The sequence below is a fragment of the Gardnerella sp. DNF00257 genome (genome assembly GCF_049262745.1).
In the GTDB taxonomy this organism is placed as follows: domain Bacteria; phylum Actinomycetota; class Actinomycetes; order Actinomycetales; family Bifidobacteriaceae; genus Bifidobacterium; species Bifidobacterium piotii.
On record NZ_CP058403.1, the window covers coordinates 536,202 to 559,007 of the forward strand.

The 22,806-nt window shown below is 44.5% G+C and carries 13 protein-coding genes; 12 read left to right on the top strand and 1 reads right to left on the bottom strand.

The window, feature by feature from the left end; all coding sequences use genetic code 11:
* The first annotated feature begins 702 nt into the window (after positions 1-702).
* From HXT23_RS01950 to HXT23_RS02000, 11 genes are all read left to right on the top strand, one after another.
* The gene (locus HXT23_RS01950; protein WP_422113003.1) at positions 703-9,567 is read left to right on the top strand and encodes an InlB B-repeat-containing protein; all 8,865 of its coding nucleotides are present in this window, start codon (positions 703-705) and stop codon (positions 9,565-9,567) included.
* 98 nt (positions 9,568-9,665) lie between these two features.
* Complete coding sequence (gene rpmE, locus HXT23_RS01955) at positions 9,666-9,878, top strand: 50S ribosomal protein L31 (protein ID WP_004113085.1); 213 nt, start codon at positions 9,666-9,668, stop codon at positions 9,876-9,878.
* Positions 9,879-10,022: 144 nt separating this feature from the next.
* Positions 10,023-11,120, top strand: coding sequence for a peptide chain release factor 1 (gene prfA, locus HXT23_RS01960; protein WP_116285916.1), 1,098 nt, complete (start codon positions 10,023-10,025; stop codon positions 11,118-11,120).
* A gap of 97 nt (positions 11,121-11,217) precedes the next feature.
* Complete coding sequence (prmC, locus tag HXT23_RS01965; protein WP_422113004.1) at positions 11,218-12,105, top strand: peptide chain release factor N(5)-glutamine methyltransferase; 888 nt, start codon at positions 11,218-11,220, stop codon at positions 12,103-12,105.
* A gap of 21 nt (positions 12,106-12,126) precedes the next feature.
* On the top strand, positions 12,127-12,804 hold the full coding sequence (locus HXT23_RS01970) for an L-threonylcarbamoyladenylate synthase (protein WP_422113005.1): 678 nt from the start codon (positions 12,127-12,129) through the stop codon (positions 12,802-12,804).
* On the top strand, positions 12,801-13,904 hold the full coding sequence (locus HXT23_RS01975; protein ID WP_020757335.1) for an MraY family glycosyltransferase: 1,104 nt from the start codon (positions 12,801-12,803) through the stop codon (positions 13,902-13,904). Before HXT23_RS01970 ends, HXT23_RS01975 begins: the two co-directional genes overlap by 4 nt.
* 176 nt (positions 13,905-14,080) lie before the next feature.
* Positions 14,081-15,625 (top strand): IMP dehydrogenase, encoded by a 1,545-nt coding sequence (gene guaB, locus HXT23_RS01980; RefSeq protein WP_016635948.1) that lies wholly within the window; start codon positions 14,081-14,083, stop codon positions 15,623-15,625.
* A gap of 185 nt (positions 15,626-15,810) precedes the next feature.
* Entirely contained in the window at positions 15,811-16,128 is a 318-nt protein-coding gene (locus HXT23_RS01985) for a hypothetical protein (protein ID WP_020757332.1), read from the top strand.
* An 84-nt stretch (positions 16,129-16,212) separates the two neighbouring features.
* Positions 16,213-16,920, top strand: a complete 708-nt coding sequence (gene orn, locus HXT23_RS01990; RefSeq protein ID WP_422113006.1) for an oligoribonuclease — start codon at positions 16,213-16,215, stop codon at positions 16,918-16,920.
* Positions 16,921-16,986: 66 nt separating this feature from the next.
* On the top strand, positions 16,987-18,435 hold the full coding sequence (locus HXT23_RS01995) for a PIF1 family DEAD/DEAH box helicase (RefSeq protein ID WP_422113007.1): 1,449 nt from the start codon (positions 16,987-16,989) through the stop codon (positions 18,433-18,435).
* Between the two features lie 78 nt (positions 18,436-18,513).
* Positions 18,514-20,343: a proline--tRNA ligase gene (locus HXT23_RS02000; RefSeq protein WP_422113008.1), complete on the top strand. Its 1,830-nt coding sequence runs from the start codon at positions 18,514-18,516 to the stop codon at positions 20,341-20,343.
* 204 nt (positions 20,344-20,547) lie between these two features.
* On the opposite strand, the gene HXT23_RS02005 is transcribed toward HXT23_RS02000, so the two are convergent.
* Complete coding sequence (locus tag HXT23_RS02005; RefSeq protein WP_422113009.1) at positions 20,548-21,147, bottom strand: single-stranded DNA-binding protein; 600 nt, start codon at positions 21,145-21,147, stop codon at positions 20,548-20,550.
* A gap of 390 nt (positions 21,148-21,537) precedes the next feature.
* Here HXT23_RS02005 and HXT23_RS02010 point away from each other — a divergent pair, with 390 nt between their 5' ends.
* Entirely contained in the window at positions 21,538-22,749 is a 1,212-nt protein-coding gene (locus HXT23_RS02010; RefSeq protein WP_422113010.1) for a CAP domain-containing protein, read from the top strand.
* The last annotated feature ends 57 nt before the right edge of the window (positions 22,750-22,806 follow it).

The following is a 22,806-nucleotide window of genomic DNA, read 5'->3' on the forward strand; positions in this document are numbered from 1 at the left end:
AAGCTTTATAAGCCGCGCAAGTCAAGATTTTATTGACTTACGCGGCTTTTTGTTATTTTTGCACACAAAACTGTAGTGCGTTTGTACCGAATTTCCGTGTTTTTTAATACAAACGCACTACATAACTCCGCACTTTGTAGCTCTAATCAGCGTGTTGAGCAACAAAAAGCGGAATAGCAGATCATGTCGTTAGCGCGCTACGCTCTAAGCGAAAAGGCAGGTCGTGTCGTTCGCGCGGATTAGCCGCGCTATTCCTCGCGGTTATTAGTAGCCGCTCGGCTGATTTGGCATGTAAAGTCCACTGGACTTTACATTTGAGCCAAATCACGCTTTGAGGGAGCTTGAAATGCGTTATGCAATTTCAAGCTCAGTCAAAGCGCCTCTCGCGCTACGCTTTAAGCGAAAAGGCAGGTCGTCGCGCCCGCGCACTTTGTACCATATTTGACTTAAATCACGTACAAAAAGCGGAAAAGCAGGTCGTGTCGTTCGCGCGGTCTAAGCGCGCGAACGTCTTCGCCGCGCAGAAGCAGTGCTTCTGCTCTAAGCGGCTCAGCGAATCGAAGTGCATTCGCGCGCTACGCTCTAAGCACTCATGCAAGTCGATTCGAGCAAAAACCCTTGAAACAAAAATACTTATGGGGGGGGGGTATCCGTGCTATCTGATAGAATGCAAAGGTTAAGTATTACGAGTTGGGAGTTTTAGTGGATAAAGCAAAAGACGTTGCTAGCAAGGGTAATTCGAGCAGCAAGCAAGTTAAGCATAAAAGCGCTAAAAATAAAGGCGCTAGTAGCTTAAAGAATGTTTCTTCGAAGAATGCGAATAATGCTTCTGGTCGCATCGGCGTTGCTGCCGTAGCTTTAGCATCTACGCTGTCTATGTTGCTGCCTGGTGCAACGGCTTTAGCTAAGACTCCTCTTAACGCTGATTCTTTTGATTCGTCTTATGTAAAGAGTGCTGCTAAGACTTCTGGCAAGGGTGCTGGCAAGGGCAATGGCGACCCAAACGGCTTATATAACAATGGTTTGCTTAACACGGGCGCTACTTCTGAGCTTGCTAGGCGCCAGATGGTTGGTTCTGCTAAAGAATATTTAGTTAAGCATGCTGATTCTAATGCTGATTCTAATGCTAGCGCGGCAGGTGTTGATAATCAGGAAGCGGCTGCTGGCGATTCTTCTGTAAGCGTTAATGGTTCTGGCGAGCCTTCTGATGCTGGCTCTGAGGCTGCTTCTGATGCTGGCAATGGCGATAATGATGTCGATGGCGATGGCGCAGTTGCAGACGAAAATAGTAGCAATGATGCTAGCGTGGAATCCAGCAGCAAACAAATCAAGCCTACAGCTGAACCTAAAGCTGCAACTAAGGGCAAGCAAAATAATTCAAATGTAGCAAAGCCAAAGAGTAAAACTGTTGAGAAAGAGCAGCCTGCAGAAGCAAAACCAGCTGAGACTCCTGCATCGAAGGCAGAGCCTGTCAAGACTGAGCCTGCAAAAACAGAAGTTGTGAATCCAACGCCTGCAGCGAAGACAGCTGATGCATCGAAGACAGAACCTGCAAATTCTGCGCCTGCTGCAAAGACGGATTCTTCTGCCAAGACTGAGCCAGATCAAAAGTCAGATCAGCCTGCAAGCACAGAAAATGCGCAGTCTGGAAGTGAACAGAATGCAAGTGCGAATCTTGCAAGCACTGAAAGCGCAAATCCTGTTGCAAAGGTAGAGAACGATTCCACTAAGCCAAAAGTTCGTAATCGTAGAGATGTTAATCAAAGTGCCAAAGATTCTAACAAGGGGAGTAGTGTAACTGCTGAAGGTGCAGATGCAGGTGCATCAATCACAGATAGAAGCGGTGAAGGCGCGAATGGCTCTAATAATAATTCGAATGCAAACAGCCAGGTAATTAAGCCGAATGAGAAGAATCTAACAGCTGGCGACCAAAACGCTGCCAACGAACAGGTACAAACCGACAAAAAGCCAAAAGCTACGTATAATTTGCAAATTCGCTATACGATTGGCGGCGCTGCAAATAAGCAGCTTGTGCAGCCGTACGAGCTTACGATTGATCAAGAAGACTTCGATAAGCTCGGCAAAGATGACAAGTACGAGTACATTGAGCTTCCAAAGGCTGCTGGATACCGTCCATCCGTATACCATTCCGGGGATTACCAGTACTACATTAAAAACGGCGAAGGCAATTATGTTATTGACAATGGCACGGATGCGGATGCTACTCGCTACTTGCGTTTAAGCAAGAAGCTGATTACTGATTACGCTGTAAAGCAAAGGCAGGTTGTTGGAGGAGGTAACGGCGCTCAAGCTCCGCAAAATCCGCAGAATCCATCGTCTGCGCAGACGCAATCAGAAGACAATGGCATCCAGCACTACGGCGAGCTGAACATAAACTACGCTCCTAAAACAGCTAAATATTACATTCGCCACATGCTGCAAGATGCTGACAATAGAAATGAATTCAAAGAAGATAAAAATGTATCAGGCGTTAAGACCATTACGGTAGGTGGCGAGCAAATTCACGTTACCGAAGTTACTGGTACAGTCGGCTCTAATGTAAGCGCTGTTTCTGTGTATATTCCAGGCTACGAGCCAGAGCACAATTTGATTAGCTCGCCTCTTTCGGATTCCGAAGACGAAAAAGACAAGCTTGTTTTGAACCTTCGCTACTACCGTAAGGCTTACGACGTTACTTACGATTCTGCTGGCGGCACAGATATTACTGCTCAAAAAGTGTATTACAAGCAAAATGTGCCACCAGTTACAAACCCAACTAAGCGCGGCTACACGTTTAAGGGCTGGCATATTGTTGACCCTGCTGAAAGCACAGCAAATACGCAAAACGTTAATTTTGATGCTAGCTCTCCAATGCCAGATCACGATGTTAAGCTTCGCGCAATTTGGGAAGAGAATAAAACCACCAGCTACCGCGTGAGTGTGTGGGTGCAGAAGGCGGATTTAGTAGACAAAAAGAATCCAGATTCGCGTGCAAACTACGACTTTGTTGGTCTTGTTGAGCGTACGAATGTTAAGACTGGCAGCAGCGTTGATCTTGATAACATGAGCGATGCTGGCGTTGCTAATGATTCTACTCGATTAAGCGGAACGAATGAGAATAATGCTATTGATAATTCTGAGCTTGGCTTAACTAAAGAAGAGTTGCAAGGCAGAAATTCTGACCACAAAGATGGCTTAATTGCAAAGTTCAACTGGATGAACGATACGCCTGTAACAAGCTTAGACGAGTACAATACTGAGAATCCTGATGATCCAAAAAATTATACTGTAGATTCTAATGGCGAAAGAGTTTATAAAGATAACTTCACGCGCTATTTCTATGTGAATAAAAAGCTTACGGGTGACTCGAATAATAGCAAAAAAACTCTTAAAGCTAACGACTTAGATAATAATTTTGACTTAGTCTACGATCGCAAAGAGTACGAGCTTATTTTTGCTGCTCCTAAGAACAGTAATAATGGTATGGGCGGCAATAATGCTGTTATAAATAAAAAGAACAGCAAAGGTGAGATAATTAGCTACTGCTACGCTGGCGGCGGTGATTGTTCAGATAAATTAGACAATAAGTCTACTTACACGTATGGTAATAGTTTTAATAAAGTAACTAACAAAGTTGATCATAATGGTTACCGTGTAAAGGTTCGTTACGGTCAGAGTCTTACTGATTTTTGGCCTAATTCAGATGAAGTAGACTTTATGGATGATGGTAACACTTCTTCATTAGGTTTTGTGATTGGTGGAAATGCTGATGGAGGTACTTATGGTACATATCGTGATACTCCTCCATTCCGTTTAACGAAAGAAGAATTTGTTGATCCAAAATTCCATTGGATGTATGGCAAGGGCACAGCTCCGCAGATTAGTGACGACCCTGCAGATAAAAATGCGTCAAAGTATACCGTAAAAGATAATCAGCGCCTACTTATTCTTGATTCCCATGATAATTCTAAACGACTTGAAGCTGCTCCTATACAGGTAATCATTAAAAAACAGAGCATTGCATCTGCAAAAAATGGCGATACTGGCGAAAATATTAAGTATGAGCTTTCTACAGATTCCTATAGTAAGGATGATACTAACAATAATTATTATGTGTTTCCTCCGTCTTCTATTGCAGGCTTTGAGTCAAAAATAACTGGTCTTAAACCTGCAAACAGTAATCGTGAAGATGGTGTTAAGGTTGGGGAAAGCCTCGATGCTGATGACTTCTATGAAAAAGTACGTGATCTTTATGAAGAAGTAACAGGTGAAGACGCTCCAGACGATGCTCCAGAAGAAGGAAATGATGGCGATTTTCCTGTCCCTGATTATTCTTGTGACGAAGACGATGAATATGGAGGACTTGCTCTTAAAAAGTTAAATGATGAGATTGCTAGAAGACTTAAAACTGATCCAGAATATAAGAAATATTACGAGTTTAAAAAGAAGTATCATCTTGAGTTCCGTCGCTACTTCGCTGGCATTGAAAAAAAGCTTAATTTTGGTGATGAGGTTAAGTGTAGAGAATTTGAGTCTGATAATATAGTAACTCTCGAGTACGACCGCAAGAAGTACGCTGTGCAGTTTTATAATGCGGACGGCAATGCTATAACAAAAGATAATGTCGCTGCTACAGAAGAACTGCCGTATGAGTATAGCTTGTCTAAGCGCGGCAATGCTAAATTGACTGGCGAAGACGAAAAGCTATACTATGACGGTGGCAAAGTTACGTCTTACGATGCTTCTGTAACTAAAGACAATGCTGATACGTCTAAGCAGTTCGATGGCAAGTACACTTTCACGCTTAATGGTACTAAGTACTCCATCGTTCGCCCTGCTGATTTGCCAAAAGACTATGTGTTTAAGGGCTGGGCTGTTGATCAAGCTGGTATTCATCTTATAAATGGTGAGATAAACGACAATAGTGAAAGTACTGAAGGTGACGGCAAAGCTAAAGGCGAAACTAAAGATTATACAATGCCAGTTAACGGCATTAAGCTTTACGCTGCGTGGGGATTGCCAACTGATATTAAGCACACTGTAACGCTTGATTACAATATGAATCAAATCGGCAATGACGGTAAAGAGAAGCCTGATACTGACGTAAAGGAAACGAGGACAGTTAAGCGTTACGATCCGCTCAACGAAAAGGAAATCAGTATTCCAACTCGCAAAGGCTACGACTTCTACGGCTGGGAGCTTGTTAAAAAGGGCGGTGTGGAATTAACAGATCACACTCCATACGCTTTTAGTAACCAAGTAGTAGAAGATATAACGCTTAAAGCTGTGTGGATTGAAGATACTCGCTACAACGGCACTTTTAAGCACATATTCTTAAAGCCTGGGTACACGATTAAGCAGTATAAGACTACTACTGATGCCGTAGCCAAAGCTGCGATGGTAGATCACGTTTCTACTCAAACGGTTTCTGGCTTGCGTGAGCATTTGCGCTACAATGCGGAAGCAGTCTACAGTGACGAAACGCACTTCCCAGATAAGCATTTCACGAGCTTTGAAGCCTCGAAGGACGAGAGTAAGAATACTGGCGAGTTTATTTACCAAACGTACAATACACGCAAGTATAAGGTTCGCTACGTAACAATTGGTGAGGATGGCAAAGAAAAGGATCTTCTTCCAGAAAGCGAAGTCAGCTCTGTAAATCGAAAGTACGACGTAGCATTCTACAAGCCGATTGAAGGCTTTATGCCGAGAACTACGCAGAAGAGTTTTACGTATGAAACTGACGATGCTGGCAAGCAGACTAAAGATATTCCTCCAATCAAATTCGTATACGACGACGTTCGCGTGCTTAAGCGCAAGAACGAATCGCAAGCTTGCCCAGATAACTACACGCGCTACGTGTTCAAAGTGGATGATAATCAAAGCTCTATGGGTAGCATTGTTGACTGGCAAGGAAAAACTGTAGCTGACGGCTCTGCTCTTGTGTATGATGCGATTTCTGGCACGAAGGCATACCAAATGCCGCTGCCTCAAGATCCAGTTGCAAAGCCAGGCTACGAGTTTGCAGGCTGGACTTCTAAGATTTATATAGATAATGGACATGGTTCGCAAACGGAAAGCGATGGCTTTAGCCGTCTTCCAATTCTTTCTGAATCTCAATCATATCCAAAAGTTGTTTACATTGCTAACTTCAAGCTAAAAGCTCCTGTTGCAATAGAGACTAAGGTCTTGAAGCCAACAGATACTTTGAATACGACTGGAGAGAATGCAGCTAAAGATCTTATAAAGAATTCTAATGAGTATCCAACTGGCGCTAAGTTCAGCTTTGCGTCAAGCGAAAAGTTTGACAGCACTCCAGGTTTGCACAAGATTAAAGTGCAAGTAGAGCTTAACGGCAACATTGCTCAAACTGAAGTGTTGTACCGCGTGCTGCCAGATTTGGTGTACGAAAGCGATTGGGAGAAGTTTAAGGCTACTGACTACGGTACGAGTGCTGTAGATAATAACGAATATGTGAAAGTCACTTTTACTGGTGATTGGCAGCAAGGTAGGATTCTTGGTCATGACGGCGAGACTAGCAAGAATAACCCTGCGCTCGTTGCATACGTTTATAAAGGTAAGAAGGATATTTCTGTACGTGTGCCGCAAGCCTTTGGTAAGGAATACGAGGATGATCATTATCACTACGTGTTTAAGGGTTGGACTACTGGGACGCAAACCGATCCAGCAAAGATATCTAACTACGATATTAAGTCTGAAGATCGCTACAAAAAAGACACGTTTAGTAATGATGTAACTTACCACGCTGTTTACAAGCGAATCGACTACTTCTCCAGCTCGTCCGATAATGGAACAGTTCCGGAAGATTCTGTAATCGCAATCTTTAAGCCTGCACCAGGTCGAAAGTGGAAGGACGGCACAAGCGGTCCTAAGGTGTTCTACGTAAAGAAGGGCACTGATCTTTCGCATATTCCGTACAGTTCTAGCGACTCTACTAACGCTTTGACGAGGCTTAAAGAAAACCTAACAAATGCTACTGGTACCTGGTCTAGAAGCAGCATGATTAATGGCAAAGAAGAAGTAACGCCTATAACAAATGTTTCGGATTGGCAAGTTAATAAGCCGTTCCAAGAGTTCGTGGCAGATCAAACGCCTTGGACGCAGCCAGAAGTGCAGACTGATTACTTTGTTGCTGTGCAAGATAAGCGTGACACACTTCCGCCGTTAGACAAGTATTTGACAAATCTTGATGCTTTGAAGAAAGAGGCAGAAGCTAAAGGCAAGATAAAAGATGTAAAAGTCGAATACGATTTGCCAGAAGGTAAGCAGCCAGAAGACTTTGAGAATAAAATGCTTGCTAAGCCTTCTTTGTACACTGTACCGCTAAGGATTACAGTCAATTACAAGGATGGTGCAAAGCCTGAAACGTATAAGCGCGTTGCTCGTCTTAAGGTGATTTACCAGTTGATGTACCCAGAAAGCTTGCCGAAGCTTGCAAATGGAGAGATTGACACTAATTCTCCAGAAGCGAAGCAGGTATTGGATAGTAACAATTTTGCTAGAGTGAGCTTTATTAATGCGGACAATGACAGATATTCGCTAGACGGCAAAGGAAGCTTTGGCAAAAATGACCGCACGTTGTATTACGCGCGTAAAAATTCTGCTACTGGCGTAAAAGCTCCGCAACCTGTTGGCAAGGATTATGACGCTGATGGATATCATTACGTGTTCAAAGGATGGAGAAAGCTCGACCATTTTGTTGATCCTGCTGCGAATAGCACTGTGCATGCGCGTGCAAGGCGTAGCTTGCCTGATTATTCATCAATTCCTTTCACTACTTTGATGGTAAGTGAACCAGAATCTGTGACTAGCGTTAATGTGCCAGATACAAAGAAGGATCTTCTAACAAACGAGCAGATTCGTAATGAAATACATGATGCGGATACAACGTATCAGGCAGAGTACGATAAAATACCGAACGTAATCGACGCTTCTACAACGAAGAAAACATTGGAAGGATACGTTCCTGCAGTGTTCCTTCCAGAGATTGGTCACCGCTGGAAGAATGGCGAATATAAGCCGAAGCTTCTATATATTCGTCCTTCTAAAAAAGACACTGACAATATTAAGTTTATGAAGAAAGTTGCTGGTGATACTGGCAAAGAGCTTTATGGATTTAGCAAGTGGCGTATGTTTACAGCTCAAGGTGATAAACTTGATGCTGCTACTAATGATTCCTGGAATATCTCAGCTCCGCTTATGTTTGTTGCTGAGCAAACTGGTGTTTCCGACATTACTATTCCAGAAACAATCGTTAGCGCGGGCGATGCGATTCCAGATTTGGATCAGCTTGTGAATAATACGGATCCTACGAATGTTAAGGTGGAGATAAATCACATTTACGGTCAAGGCGTTAAGCCTAAGGATTCTGCAGATACAAGTAATAGCAAGCGCGTATATAGCCCTGGAACTGCAACTGTTGTTGTAGATGTTACGAGGCCAACTGACGTTGAAGGACAAACTATCACAACGCAAACTCCAATTCGCGTGCGCGTTTTGCCGAACGTTATTGCAGATAAAGATTTGCCTGCAAATGATACTAAAGAATCTAAGTATATTGCGCAAAACTACACGAAGGTAACGTATGTAGCTGGTAGTGGTGGAGAAATGAAGTCACAAGTACATACATATTGGGTACGTAAAGATAGAATGTCTGAAATAAATAATTATATTCCAGACGTACTTGCAAATGCTGGCTATGTGTTCAAGGATTGGTCAAGTGTTACTAAGAATTATTCTTTGGATTTGAATACTAATAATTCTGCAACAAGTGACCAAAAAGAGTTCCTAGCTAAGCGTGCGGAGCTTGCTGGCCTAAGCTTTATTGCAAAGAAGATTAGGGCGTCTGAGCGTTCTTCGTTTGCTACGTTGAAGAATCTTCTTGATCTTGGTGGAAAAGAAAATGGCATAACTATTAGCCTTGAAGAAACTACGATTACTGCAAACTTCGAGGAGATGAAACCTATGAGGTTTGAGTTTAGAAGTTCTGCGATTTCGGGTATTCCTGCAACGTTTACGCTTGCAAACTTAACGGAGAATTCGAGTGGGAATACGACCGTTAAAGTAGATAATACTAACTTTACAATAAACAATTTCATTTCGGATGGTGGCTCTAATGGCCTTCTTCCTTCTTGCACAGGCACTACTTGCAAGATTTCTGGCACGCCTAAGATTGTAGACGGCAAGCCTAAAGTGGAAGTTAAGTTTACAACTGTTGACCAGTATGGGCGTAGAGCGGAGATTGTTGTGTATATTGACGTAGTGGATTCGGCAAAGCCTGATCCAACGCCAACGCCTGAGCCTGATTATTCAACGGTTCCTTCGGATTATGTTGTTCCAGCGTATGAGCCAGCACCTGTGCCAGCTCCTGTTCCTGTTGTGCCTTTGCAAGATAAGCAAAAGACGGGAGTTAAGGGAGATTTGCTGCCTCAAACGGGTGTTGACGCTTCGCAATCTGCGTTAATCGCAAGCTTGTTAGCGTCTGTTGGTTTTGCTGGGTTCGCTGCAAAGCATAGGAGAAAGCGCGAAGACGGTAAGAATAACTAAGCGAGTCGAGGGTAGTAACTAAAATAGCGAAGGTTCCGGTTCACGCTTAGCTATTGGGGCTTTGCGACCCGGGTCGCCCGAATTCCATAGGAGACATTATGAAGCAGGGTATTCATCCCGACTATCACGCAGTGCAGGTTACCTGCTCTTGCGGAGACACTTTTGTAACTCGTTCCACCGCTGATGGCGATCATATGACGGTTGACGTGTGCTCAAAGTGCCACCCATTCTATACCGGCAAGCAGAAGATTCTCGATACCGGCGGCCGCGTGGCTCGCTTCGAGAAGCGCTACGGTAAGAAGACTAAGTAGCTTTTTAATCGCCAGCCCTGCTTTCGTGTAATCAGCGGAATCGGGGCTGGCGTTTTATGTGCTAAACATGTGCGTATCTTACAATATTTAATTTAATATTTTCGATTTAAAAATCCGCGTTATGCGCGACTACAAAGGAACAAAATGGCCGAGTCAATAGATGAGCAATTCCCAGCAGCGGTTACAGCTCTAAACGAATACCGCGATATTGAAAATCGCATGGGAGAGCCAGAAGTAGCGTCTAATCCAGACGCAATCCGCAAGCTCGGTCGTAGGCATGCAGAACTCGGATCAATCGTAAGCGCGTACTTAAATTACAAGCAGCTTTGCGAAGACTACGAAGTAGCTAGCGAGATGGCAAGCGAAGACGAAGACTTAGCAAAAGAAGCAAAACATTTAGAAGAGCAGATTCCAGCAGCAAAAGAAAAGCTTCGCACAGCGCTGATTCCTAGGGATCCAGACGATGCGCGAGACATGATTATGGAAATCAAAGCTGGTACGGGTGGCGAAGAAGCGGCTCTGTTTGCTGGCGATTTATTGCGCATGTACATGCGTTACGCGGAAAAGCGCGGATGGACTACCGTAATCCAAAGCGAAAACGCGACGGAGCTTGGCGGCGTAAAAGACGTGCAGCTTGCGATTCGCGCAAAAGGCACTCCTGCTCCAGAAGACGGCGTGTGGGCAAGCATGAAGTACGAAGGCGGAGTGCATCGCGTGCAGCGAATCCCAGTTACTGAATCGCAAGGTCGTATTCAAACTTCGGCAGCTGGTGTAATTGTGTTCCCAGAAGCAGACGAAGACGACGACGAAATCGAAATCGATCCAAAAGACCTTAAAATCGATATTTTCATGAGCTCTGGCCCTGGCGGACAGTCCGTGAACACTACTTATTCCGCGGTTCGCATGACGCATATTCCAACGGGAATTGTTGTTAGCATGCAAGATGAAAAGTCGCAGATTCAAAACCGTGCGGCAGCCTTGCGCGTGCTAAAGTCGCGCTTGCTTGCTATGAAGCACGAGCAGGAGGCAGCGGAGGCAGCAGATATGCGCCACTCGCAGGTGCGCTCGTTGGATCGTTCTGAGCGAATCCGCACATACAACTTCCCAGAAAATCGTATTGTGGACCATCGCACGAATTACAAGGCATACAATCTTGACCAGGTGCTTAACGGCGATTTGCAAGCGGTTATAGACAGCGATATTCAGGCGGATGAAGCCGATCGCTTAGCTAAAGCCAAGTAAATAGTAATATCTTTAAACTCGTTGCTTGTGTTGGCTTGCAGAAATTAAATTGTAGAAATTGGCTTGTAGGAATTAGCATCTAGGAATTGCTTGTATTATGCGCGAACTCTTGCAAAATGCTATTGCGTGTCTTTGTAAAGCAGGCGTAGATTCTCCACAATATGACGCTCGTGTACTTTTAGCACACGCTTGTGGCATAAGCTTAGCAGACTTAAACAAGGCGCTAATACTTGGCGATTTTAAGGATTTTTTGCCCGATTATGCTAGCAAATATAGCGATTTTATATCTAGGCGTGCTTCGCGCGAGCCATTGCAGCACATTATTGGATGCACTACTTTTCGCTACATAGACCTAATAGTAGGTAAAGGCGTTTTTGTGCCAAGGCCCGAGACAGAAGTGGTAGTTCAAGAGGGAATAGATTGGATTCGCGCAAATAATCTAAAAAATCCTATTGTTTTAGACTTGTGTGCAGGCTCGGGAGCAATTGGACTATCGGTTGCAAGCGAAGTTGCAAACGCGCAAGTGTGGGCTGTTGAAAAATCGCCAGAAGCTTTTGAATATTTGCAAAAAAACTACAACAAAATCGCGGAAAAATATGATATTTTAAACAGATATCACGCAATATTAGGCGATGCTACAAACGTTAATCTGTCTGAAACAGCTGCGATTAAAGAGAAAGTAGACGTAGTAATCACAAACCCACCATACGTGCCAGAAAGCAAGCCGCTAGAGCAGATTGAAGCTCGCGACTACGATCCAAAAATGGCGTTATATGGTGGATCTAAAGACGGACTGCTAATACCGCAAAAAATTATGAAAGCGAGTTTTGCGTATTTGCGTAGGGGTGGAATAATGATTATGGAACACGATATTACGCAAGGAGAAGCGCTTGCAGATTATGCAAAAAACGTAGGATTTAGCAGCGCAAAAGTCAAAAACGACTTAACAAACAGAGCAAGATTTGTAGTATGCAAAAAATTGTAGTATGCAAAAAAGAGGCTAAAAATGAGTAAAATTTGCACGATTAACGAAGAATCATTGCAACTTGCAGCGCAAATAATCAACGCAGGCGGCGTAATCGTAGTGCCAACAGACACAGTTTACGGAGTGGCGTGCGATCCATTTAACGAGGATGCAGTAGCGAAAATCTACCAACTAAAACGCAGGCCGCGTACAAAAGCCTTGCAAATACTTATGAGCAGCGTAGACGACTTAGAAAAACTTGGGCTTTACTTGCCAGGCCCATTAGACGTGCTTGCGGAAAAATTCCTGCCAGGCGGATACTCGCCAATCGCGCGCGCAAAAAAAGATTCGGTAGCTACAAGGCTTGCTACGCTTTGTAAAGCAGACGAGAACAATGAGCAACGTGAAGCAACGCAATGCGAAGCAACACAAGGTGTGCGCGTGCCAGATTGCCCAGAGCTAATGAAAATCTTGCGTGTTACGGGGCCATTGGCTGCATCTAGCGCAAATCGCAGCGGAAACGAGAGCGCAGACAGCGTGGAAGAAGCGTTCGAGGCTTTTGGAGACGAAATTCCACTGTACTTAAACGCTGGGCCAACGCGCTCGCATGTAGCAAGCACGGTAGTTAGCGCGGATTCAGCAGACGCGGACGGAATCGTGATTTTGCGCGAAGGCGTTATAAGTGAAGAACAGATAAGAGCAGAAAGTCGCAAGAAATGAGGGTATACCTATTTATAGCAGCAATCGCAGGAGGCGCAACGTGGCTAATAATGCCGCTTGTACGTCATCTTGCGATTCGCATAGGAGCCGTTGGAAAAGTGCGCGCTCGCGACGTGCACACAATACCTACGCCCCGTATGGGTGGAGTTGGAATGCTATTCGGCTTTGCGGTATCAATGGCGTTTGCAAGCTCCATGCCTTTTATTTCGGGGCTTTTTGCAGGAACACACCAGCCGTGGGTGGTTTTGGCTGGAGCTGTACTAATATGCCTTTTGGGAGTTTGCGACGATATTTGGGACTTAGATTGGATGCTAAAACTTGCAGGTCAATTGCTAATAGCTGTTTTTGTTGCGTGGGGAGGATTGCAAATCGTAGCATTGCCGCTTGGCTCTCTAGTTACAGCGTCTCCGAGTCTTTCAATCGCAATAACCGCAATACTAATCGTGGCTTCAATTAATGCAGTCAACTTTGTAGACGGACTAGATGGACTGGCTTCTGGAATTGTGGCAATTGGCGGAATCGCATTCGCAACATACTCTTATATTCTTGCGCGCACATCTCCAAGCTACGCTTCAATGGCAACTCTTATAGACGTTGCAATGGTGGGAATGTGCTTAGGGTTTATTTTGCACAATTGGCATCCTGCAAAGCTTTTTATGGGCGATTCTGGCTCCATGCTAATCGGGTATTTAATAACTTGCGCGTCTATTATAATGACAGGCCACTTAGATCCATCTGCAGTGCACACAAGCATCTATTTGCCAGTATTTATGCCTATTTTGCTTCCGATTTTAGTGCTGTTTTTGCCAGTGTTAGACATGTGTTTAGCAATATGCAGAAGGCTTGCAAAAGGGCAGTCGCCAATGCATCCAGACCGCATGCATTTGCATCACAGAATGTTGCGCATTGGGCACTCGGTGCAAGGAGCAGTGCTTATTTTGTGGGGATGGGCGGCGCTTATATCTTTTGGCTCAATAATGATTCTGTTCTTTAAAGCAGTTTACGTGCTTGTTGGCATGATTATTGCGGCGGCGTTGCTTACAATTCTTACAATGATGCCATATTTGCGCAGGCGGTTGCCAGAGCTACGAAATTCGTAAAAAGTGGAGTAGTGTTTGAATTGATGCTAATCGCAGTACCCGTCGCATTAGTCGTAGATAGTCGTAGATAATCGTAGATAATAGCGCTGTAGTAGTTTTATATCAAAATGGCCACTAAATATTGTGTATGAAACGCGGCTTTTGCAAACGTCATAGCAAAAACGTATAGTGACCCTATGGTTACAACTGATATGAACATGCAATCTGCGTATACTCCTGTTCCTCCAATTTTCGAAAAGCTCGGCCTCGCGTACGACGATGTGCTTCTGCTTCCAAACGAAACCGATGTAATTCCATCCGAAGTAGATACAACTACTCATCTAACTCGCGAAATCACTATGAAAGTTCCTGCAATTTCTGCAGCAATGGACACAGTAACTGAGTCGGATATGGCTATTGCAATGGCTAGAAATGGCGGAATTGGCGTACTTCACCGCAATCTTTCCATTGATGATCAGGCTGCGCAAGTAGATATTGTTAAGCGCAGTGAGTCTGGCATGATTACTGACCCTCTTACTGTTCACCCAGATGCAACGCTCGCCGATTTAGATAAATTGTGCGGGCGCTTCCATATTTCGGGCTTGCCAGTAGTAGATGGCGAAAATCGTTTAGTTGGCATTATTACCAATCGCGATATGCGTTTTATTGCTTCCGAGGATTACGATCGCTTGAAAGTCAAAGACGTTATGACTCGCGAAAATCTTGTAACTGGTCCTTCTAATATTTCTAAAGAAGACGCACATCGCTTGCTTGCGGAAAACAAGGTTGAAAAGTTGCCGCTGGTTGATGCCGAAGGAAAGCTTACAGGTTTGATTACTGTTAAGGACTTTGTTAAGACTGAGCAGTACCCAGATGCCACTAAAGACGACCAGGGTAGACTTCGTGTGGCTGCTGGAATTGGTTTCCTTGGAGATGCTTGGCAACGTGCGTGCGCTCTTATGGAAGCTGGTGTAGACGTTCTTGTTGTTGATACAGCAAACGGCGAAGCTCGCTTGGCACTAGACATGATTCGCAGAATTAAGGCAGATAAGGCTTTTAACGGCGTGCAAATTATTGGCGGAAATATTGCAACTCGCCAAGGTGCGCAGGCGATGATTGACGCTGGCGTTGACGCTGTAAAGGTTGGCGTTGGCCCAGGCTCTATTTGCACTACGCGCGTGGTTGCTGGCGTTGGTGTGCCTCAGCTTACCGCTGTTTACGACGCTGCTCAAGCTTGCAAGGCTGCTGGAATTCCATGCATTGCTGATGGCGGTATTCACTATTCTGGAGATATTGCTAAGGCTTTGGTTGCAGGCGCAAATACCGTTATGCTCGGCGGCACTTTGGCTGGATGTGAGGAAGCTCCAGGCGAGAAGGTTTTGCTTCACGGAAAGCAATACAAGCTTTATCGTGGCATGGGCTCGCTTGGCGCAATGGCGCCTCGCGGTAAGAAGTCTTATTCTAAGGATCGTTACTTCCAGGCAGATGTTACTAGCTCCGATAAGGTGGTTCCAGAAGGCGTGGAAGGCGAAGTTCCATACCGCGGTCCACTTAACGCTGTGCTTTACCAGTTGCTTGGCGGTTTGCATCAGTCTATGTTCTACGTTGGCGCTCACAACATTAAGGAGCTTCAGGAGCGCGGTCGCTTTATTCGCATTACGGATGCAGGCCTTAGGGAATCGCATCCTCACGATATTGTGATGACTGCAGAAGCGCCAAACTACAGCGGTTTCCACAACTAAGTCGCAAGTTGTGCGCGAGTTGCGCGGATAAGTCGCGTATAAGTCGCAAGTATTTTTGCATTAAACGGCGAAGAGTTAGCTAAGTCTTATTTGCTACTTTCTAACTTTTCGTCGTTTTTGTTTTGACAATTCGTATAAAATTATTGTATAGTTAGTGGGATATCCCACTAAAAATGAGGTGATTTGTGGAAGTAGTGAAAGATTATGACGTTCGTCTTGATAGCAAAAAGCGTGTAACTCTGCGCGGAGCTAAATACCCTTATTACAATGTTAAAGAATGTGATAACGGTTGCATTTTATTAGAACCTCGTGAGCTTACTGTTCCAAAGAGTATCTCTTCTAAAACTCTTAAAAGTATGGATGAAGCAATTCGCAATTTTAAGATTGGCAAAGTCTCTGAACCTGTTGATCTTTCTGACGAAGCACGTCGTCAATCTGAAGCACATGAGGGAAAATCATTTAATAACACAGATGAACTTATGCAGGATTTATTAGATGATTAAATCAGTATTTCGCTCGCCTCAGCTCATAGTCTGAGGGAAGATGTAGGCTGATGGGTTCAAAAAAATATTAGGAAAGGAACGAAAATGGCAGAAGCTAAGGAAGATCTTACGTTTACGCCGGAAGAATCGCGCTTAATTTGGATTGATTGCGAGATGACTGGTCTCGATATTTTCCACGACGAATTATGCGAAGTGTCTGTAGTTCCAACTGACTTTAATTTGAAAGTTCTAGACGATGGCATTGATTTAGTTATTAAGCCAAGCGATGCTGCTGTGGCTAATATGAACGATTTTGTGCGCAATATGCACACGTCTTCCGGTCTTGTTGACGAGTGGAATAAAAACGGTTTGCCGCTAGAAGAAGCACAAAAGCAGGTTGTTGAGTACGTAAAGCGATTTTTGCCAGAGCACGGGAAAGCGCATCTTGCTGGAAACTCCGTTGGCTCCGACAAAAAATTCCTCGACCGCTACATGCCAGATTTAATGGCAAATTTGCATTACCGCGTAATCGACGTAAGCACATTGAAGGAGATTTCGCGCAGACTTTACCCAGACGTTTACCGCAATAAGCCAGCGAAACACGGAGGCCACCGTGCGCTCGCGGATATTATTGAGTCGATTGACGAGTTGCGCTACTACCGAGACATGATGTTCGTTCCAGCTCCAGGGCCAAGCGAAGCACAAGCAAAAGCGGGCGCGCAACACATTGAGAGCACGAGCTTGCTTCGCGACTACGAGCGCAGAGGCGAAGCTCTAGAAGACGTAAATTCCGCAGAAAAGCGCGATTATTAAACAAAGCGTGACTATTAAACGCATTAAACGTAAATGCGCAAATAGCGCAAATAAAAGGTGCTGCCAATGAAGCAATCGGAAGCGTTAGAAATAATAAACGCGGGCGCAAGTGTGTTCTTAACGGGCGCTCCTGGGTCGGGAAAAACGTATGTTTTAAACCGTGCTGTGCGCTCAATGCGCGAGAACGGTTTAAGCGTTGCAGTAACGGCTTCAACGGGCATTGCAGCAACGCATTTGAACGGCCAAACCATTCACTCGTGGAGTGGAACAGGCGTTGCAAACGCGCTTACCGATTCGCTTCTTAAAACCATTAGAGCTAGGCGCGCAAAGCGCATAAAAGCCACAGACGTGCTTGTGTTGGACGAAGTTTCCATGATTCACGCTTGGCTTTTCGACATGGTTGACGAAGTGTGCCGCAAGGTGCGCAAAAATGATTTGCCTTTTGGTGGACTGCAAGTGGTGGTTTCTGGCGACTTCTTCCAGCTGCCTCCAGTTAGCACGTCTACGCGAAATCGCGATGTATTCGAGCCTAGCCCGGAGTTTATTACATCGCGCGAAAAGTATGCTGCTGCTGGCAAAAATCCCGAAGGCTATATTACGGAATCGTTTGCGTGGGATTCTCTAAAACCTGTTGTGTGCTATTTAACAGAGCAACATAGGCAAGATGATGGCAAGCTTCTTAGCGTTTTAACGGATATTCGAAGTGGCATAGTGAGCGATGAAGATAAGCAAGTTCTTGCTAGTCGCCTTGGCGAATATCCTCAAGATAGCGAAGTTTCGGTTCATCTTTTTCCAACAAACGCGCAAGCGGACGGCTTAAATAATGTGCAACTTGCTGCGATTGATGAGGAGCCTCACGAATTTGTAGCAACGGAAGCTGGCCCTAAAAATCTTGTAGAGCGCTTAAAAAAGAACATGCTTGCGCCTGAGCGTCTTGTATTAAAGGCTGGTGCGGCTGTAATGGCTTTGCGAAATGACCAAGATAAGCAATATGTGAACGGTTCTGTTGGGCGAGTTTTGCGATTTGCACCTGAATCCAAAGGTGGCTGGCCGATTGTTGAGTTTGAAAACGGCAATATTGTTACTCTTAAGCCTGCTGCTTGGGAGATGACAGATGGCGAAACTGTTCTTGCTAGCGTAAATCAAGTGCCACTTAGATGCGCGTGGGGAATTACGATTCATAAGTCGCAAGGAATGACGCTTGATAGTGCAGTTATGGATTTGCGCCGTACTTTTGCGCCTGGAATGGGCTATGTTGCGCTTTCGCGTGTGGAAAATTTGAGCGGGCTTTATTTAGAGGGCATTAATGACCGCGCGTTTAGCGTTTGCGCGGATGCTGTGATTCTTGATAGCTCTTTGCGCGAGGCTTCTGAGAAAGCAAGTAAGCTTCTTGCTAACAGTGGTGCTAATTCTTTAGTAAAAAACACGTTAGAAAACGAATTCGCCAGTCAGCAGGAACTTGATATTTTTGCAAGTACTAGCAACGATGAGTTTGGATTCAATGACGAGTTTTAGTTGAAAATTACCTATTGTGAATTTGTTTAGTAGCGTAAACAAGTGTTTATGTCCTCGTGCGCAAATAGATTGGAACGCATGGGTTCTAATGTACTTCGTATGTCTAAGCTGTTCCTTCGTACGCTGCGCGAAGATCCAGCAGACGCGGACGTTAATTCCGCAAAACTTATGCAGCGCGCAGGCTACATTCGTAAATCTGCTCCAGGCGTGTGGACGTGGTTGCCGCTTGGTCTAAAGGTACTCAATAAAGTTCAAGCGATTATTCGCGAAGAAATCAACGGTATTGGCGCTCAAGAAGTTCACTTCCCAGCGCTTCTTCCACGCGAGCCATACGAGGCTACAAACCGTTGGGAAGAGTACGGCGACAACATCTTCCGCCTTAAAGATCGCCATGAGGCTGACTATCTTCTTGCTCCAACGCACGAAGAAGTCTTTACTCTTCTTGTAAAAGATATGTATTCTTCGTACAAGGATTTGCCACTAACTTTGTACCAGATTCAAACGAAGTATCGCGACGAGTTCCGTCCGCGCGCTGGCCTTATTCGCGGCCGCGAGTTTATTATGCAAGACGCTTACTCGTTCTCGATTGACGAAGACGGCTTAAAGTCTGCTTATGTTGAAGAGCGCGCTGCTTACGCTCGAATTTTTGACCGTTTAGGCATTAAATACGTGATTGTTCACGCTGTTTCTGGCCCTATGGGCGGATCGGATTCCGAGGAATTCCTGGCTCCAATGGCAATTGGCGAAGATACTTTTGCACTTGCTCCTTCTGGAAAAGCTTGGAACGTTGAGGCTTTGACCACACCAGAAATGCAAGATGTTGACTGCTCGGCAACTCCTAAAATGGAAGCTCTTGATACTCCAGATGCTAAGACGATTGAAGCTTTGGTTAAAGTTTCTAACGATTTGCATCCACGCAAAGACGGACGCGAATGGCAAGCAAGCGATACTTTGAAGAACTTGATTATTGCCGTTAAGCACCCTGCAGATGCTGTCGGCGGCGAGCACGAGGAGCCTTGGCGCGAAATCGTAGCTATTGGTGTTCCAGGAGATCGCCAGGTAGATATGAAGCGTCTTGAAGCTCAATTTGCTCCTGCAGAAATCGAAGAAGCAACCGAGGATGACTTAAAGTCTCATCCTGAGTTTGTTAAGGGATATATTGGCGCTGGCGTGTTAGGTCCTCAAGCTCGCAAAGATGGTAGTGGAATTGAAAATCCTGTCCGCTACTTGATGGATGCTCACGTTGCAAAGGGAAGCGCCTGGATTACAGGAGCAGATGAAGACGGTAAGCACATTTACAACGCTGTTTACGGCCGCGATTTTGAAGCGGACGGCGTTGTTGAGGCAGCACAGGTTCGCGATGGTGATATGAGCCCAGATGGTTCTGGCCCATTGAGCTTTGAGCGTGGCGTGGAAATCGGACAGGTGTTCCAGCTTGGCTTAAAGTATTCTAAGGCTTTGGGCTTAAGCGTTCTTAACGAAAACGGCAAAGCTGTGCCAGTTTGGATGGGCTGCTACGGTATTGGCGTTAGCCGCGTGATTGCGTGCCTTGCAGAAACACATCACGATGATGCTGGCCTTGCATGGCCTATGGCGATTGCCCCAGCTCAAGTTCACGTTGTTGCTACTGGCAAAGATCAAGTTGCTTTCGATGCTGCCGAGAAAGTTGTTGAAGAGCTTAGCAAGCAGGGAATCGAAGTAATCTTCGACGATCGTCCAAAGGTTTCTCCAGGCGTAAAGTTTAAGGATGCGGAGCTTGTTGGCGTGCCGCTGATTGCTGTAGCTGGCCGAGATACTGTGAACAATGGCACGATTGAAATCCGCGATCGTAACGGCTCAAATGTTGAAGCAGTTCCAGTTGATGAGGCTGCTAGCCGCATTGTAGAGCGCGTTCGCGAGCAATTGTAATCGCAATAATTTGTAACAACTAATCAGCGATTAAACAATTGAACGATTAAAACAATATTGCCGTTGATATAATGCTTTGCATGTTTTGCATGTGTGCGCATTATTTTCAGCGGCAATATTGCTATGATTATCAACAAAATTTTTCCAAATATGGTGTACTAAAGCCTAATGTTTAAGCCTAATGTTTAATGCTATTAAAACTTTCTAAAAGTCATTGGCGCCTCCTTCAATATCGTTGTATTCTTCTTCATCTAAGTGGCCTCCAAAATCATTTATCTCTTCATTTTCTTGAGAATCTTCTTTAGAATTATCTTGAATAGAAGACTGTGATTTAGAAGACATTGGATTTTTCATTGCAAAGTTTTGATTTTGACTATCTCCATTTTCGCTATAGTCTTTGTTTTTAGACTCTGCGTTTGCAACGTTTCTGTTTCTAGCGTACGAAGTCTTAGTAAATTCACTGATTCCGCGATTTAGGTCGTGTCCGATTGATGTTGCTTCTAGAACCACTCGCGATCGGTCTTCTCCATCTTTGTGCCAAGATTCCGTGTTTAAATTTCCGCAAACTACGATTGCGTCTCCCTTATGCACGCTTTTTAACACGTTTGATGCTAGCGACTTGTACGCTTTTACAGTCATCCATGTTGTTGGGCGCTCCTTCCATGCTTTTTCTTCGTTATGATAGTAAGAAGATGTGCTTCCGATTCTTAGTGAGCATGCGGGCGCGTTTTCATTTCGACTAAAGTTTACAGGGTCGCTTCCAACGTATCCGCTGATTGTTAATGTTGCTTGTTGCTGTGCCATATTTTTCAACCTTTCAAGAGTTTGGACTGCGACTAATTTAAGTCTCGAAGTTCATCGCGAAAAACCGTGTTGATTATCGTGGCTTTTGGCAAATTCGCCGCAGTAGAATCAACTATGAATTATGGAAAATAGTTGCGCAATATATTTTTATAAATGTGGTTAAAGCCTATGTTTTATTCACATTGATTAAAAAGTCTTGACAAAATCTGCAAAAGCGAGTATCGGATTAAAAGTCTAAAAAATATATGTAGATTGGTATACTTAAAGGAGCGGTTTTTGTTTTGTTTAGCATAGAGTGAGCCTAGATTTTACTTACTTCTACTTACTGTAATGCTGAACATAAAATTGCTAAGAGATAGTTATGTTCGTATACGAGAGAGGACTACACTTATGTGGAATAAGTTGCATGTGTTTTCTGTAAAGAAATGCCTGGCTGTTGCAACATCGGCTGTTGCTTGTGCAGCAATGATTGGATCTACTGCAGTATCTGCTAGTACATTGGTTGATTTGCCTAATAACAGCGTTGCAAATGTTAATACAAATTGGCAGATTAAAGACAATAAAGTCGCAAGCTACATTTTAGGCGAAATACGTAATTTGCGCTTAAAGTATTATCAAGATGGCGTTACACTTATGAACGGCATGCCTCTTGCGGATTATGTTACTTCTAAGGGTCTTACAAAAGAGCAATATATTGATGGTATTCGCTACGATCGCGCAAACGAAGAAGATGCGTATCGTCGCGCAGAAGAGACTGCTAAGCATGGCAAGATTGATCATTTGGGTCCAGATGGCGTAAGCCTTCCAGACTACACTGGTCGTAAGGCTTGGGGTGAAAACCTTGCTTGGGGCGAAGATCCAGAAGAATCTATGCACGATTGGGCAAACGAAGAGGAATCCCAATTGCGCCAAGCTAATGGCATGATAAATGGTGATAACGCTCACTTATATCAAATTTTGAACCCAGAAAACATTTCCTTCGGTTATGGCGAGGCTGCTGGCGGTCCTCACGGAAAAGTATCTGCTTTAACTTTGTCAAATTATGTTGGAGATACCGACTATCAAAATGGCAAGCTAGATAACACTCCTCACCTTGATTTTGCGTGGATTATTCGAGACAACGACATTGCTGTTGGCGCAAATGCCTATAGCGATAAGCCTCTTGAGTATCGTTGGCTTTCTTACAATTTGAGTACTCAGCAGTGGGCAACTATTGCTGATTGGAGTACTGGAAACTGGGCTTCTTGGGTTACAAGGCCAGGCGACTATTGGTTGCATTGCGAAGTACGCGATCCTTCTACCAAGAAAGTTATTTTAGAGAAGACAATTGCTTTCCACTACACGGTTCCAAGTCAGACTGTTATTGCTGGAACGTACGCTGCATGGCAGGGTAATAGTGTTCTTCTTGGCGCAACTACTAATAATCCTAATGGTTCTACCAAGATTAAGATCTACGATTACAACGCTAAGCAGTGGGTTGAGGGATTTGATGGTCCTTGGGCTTTGTGGAGCCCACGTCCAGGTATCTATTGGACTCATTTTGAGGCATATGATCAGAACGGCAACTTGTCGGATGTTAAGACATACGCATTTGGCGTGTGAGTTTGATTAGCTGGTCTGATTATTTGGGCTGATTAGCAAGTCACACAAACATAAAAA

What these genes read in the sequence shown, in the direction of transcription:
- rpmE (WP_004113085.1), top strand. Translation starts at nt 9,666, where the DNA reads ATGAAGCAGGGTATTCATCCCGACTATCACGCAGTGCAGGTTACCTGC.
- prfA (WP_116285916.1), top strand. Translation starts at nt 10,023, where the DNA reads ATGGCCGAGTCAATAGATGAGCAATTCCCAGCAGCGGTTACAGCTCTA.
- prmC (WP_422113004.1), top strand. Translation starts at nt 11,218, where the DNA reads ATGCGCGAACTCTTGCAAAATGCTATTGCGTGTCTTTGTAAAGCAGGC.
- HXT23_RS01970 (WP_422113005.1), top strand. Translation starts at nt 12,127, where the DNA reads ATGAGTAAAATTTGCACGATTAACGAAGAATCATTGCAACTTGCAGCG.
- HXT23_RS01975 (WP_020757335.1), top strand. Translation starts at nt 12,801, where the DNA reads ATGAGGGTATACCTATTTATAGCAGCAATCGCAGGAGGCGCAACGTGG.
- guaB (WP_016635948.1), top strand. Translation starts at nt 14,081, where the DNA reads ATGGTTACAACTGATATGAACATGCAATCTGCGTATACTCCTGTTCCT.
- orn (WP_422113006.1), top strand. Translation starts at nt 16,213, where the DNA reads ATGGCAGAAGCTAAGGAAGATCTTACGTTTACGCCGGAAGAATCGCGC.
- HXT23_RS01995 (WP_422113007.1), top strand. Translation starts at nt 16,987, where the DNA reads ATGAAGCAATCGGAAGCGTTAGAAATAATAAACGCGGGCGCAAGTGTG.
- HXT23_RS02000 (WP_422113008.1), top strand. Translation starts at nt 18,514, where the DNA reads ATGGGTTCTAATGTACTTCGTATGTCTAAGCTGTTCCTTCGTACGCTG.
- HXT23_RS02005 (WP_422113009.1), bottom strand. Translation starts at nt 21,147, where the DNA reads ATGGCACAGCAACAAGCAACATTAACAATCAGCGGATACGTTGGAAGC.
- HXT23_RS02010 (WP_422113010.1), top strand. Translation starts at nt 21,538, where the DNA reads ATGTGGAATAAGTTGCATGTGTTTTCTGTAAAGAAATGCCTGGCTGTT.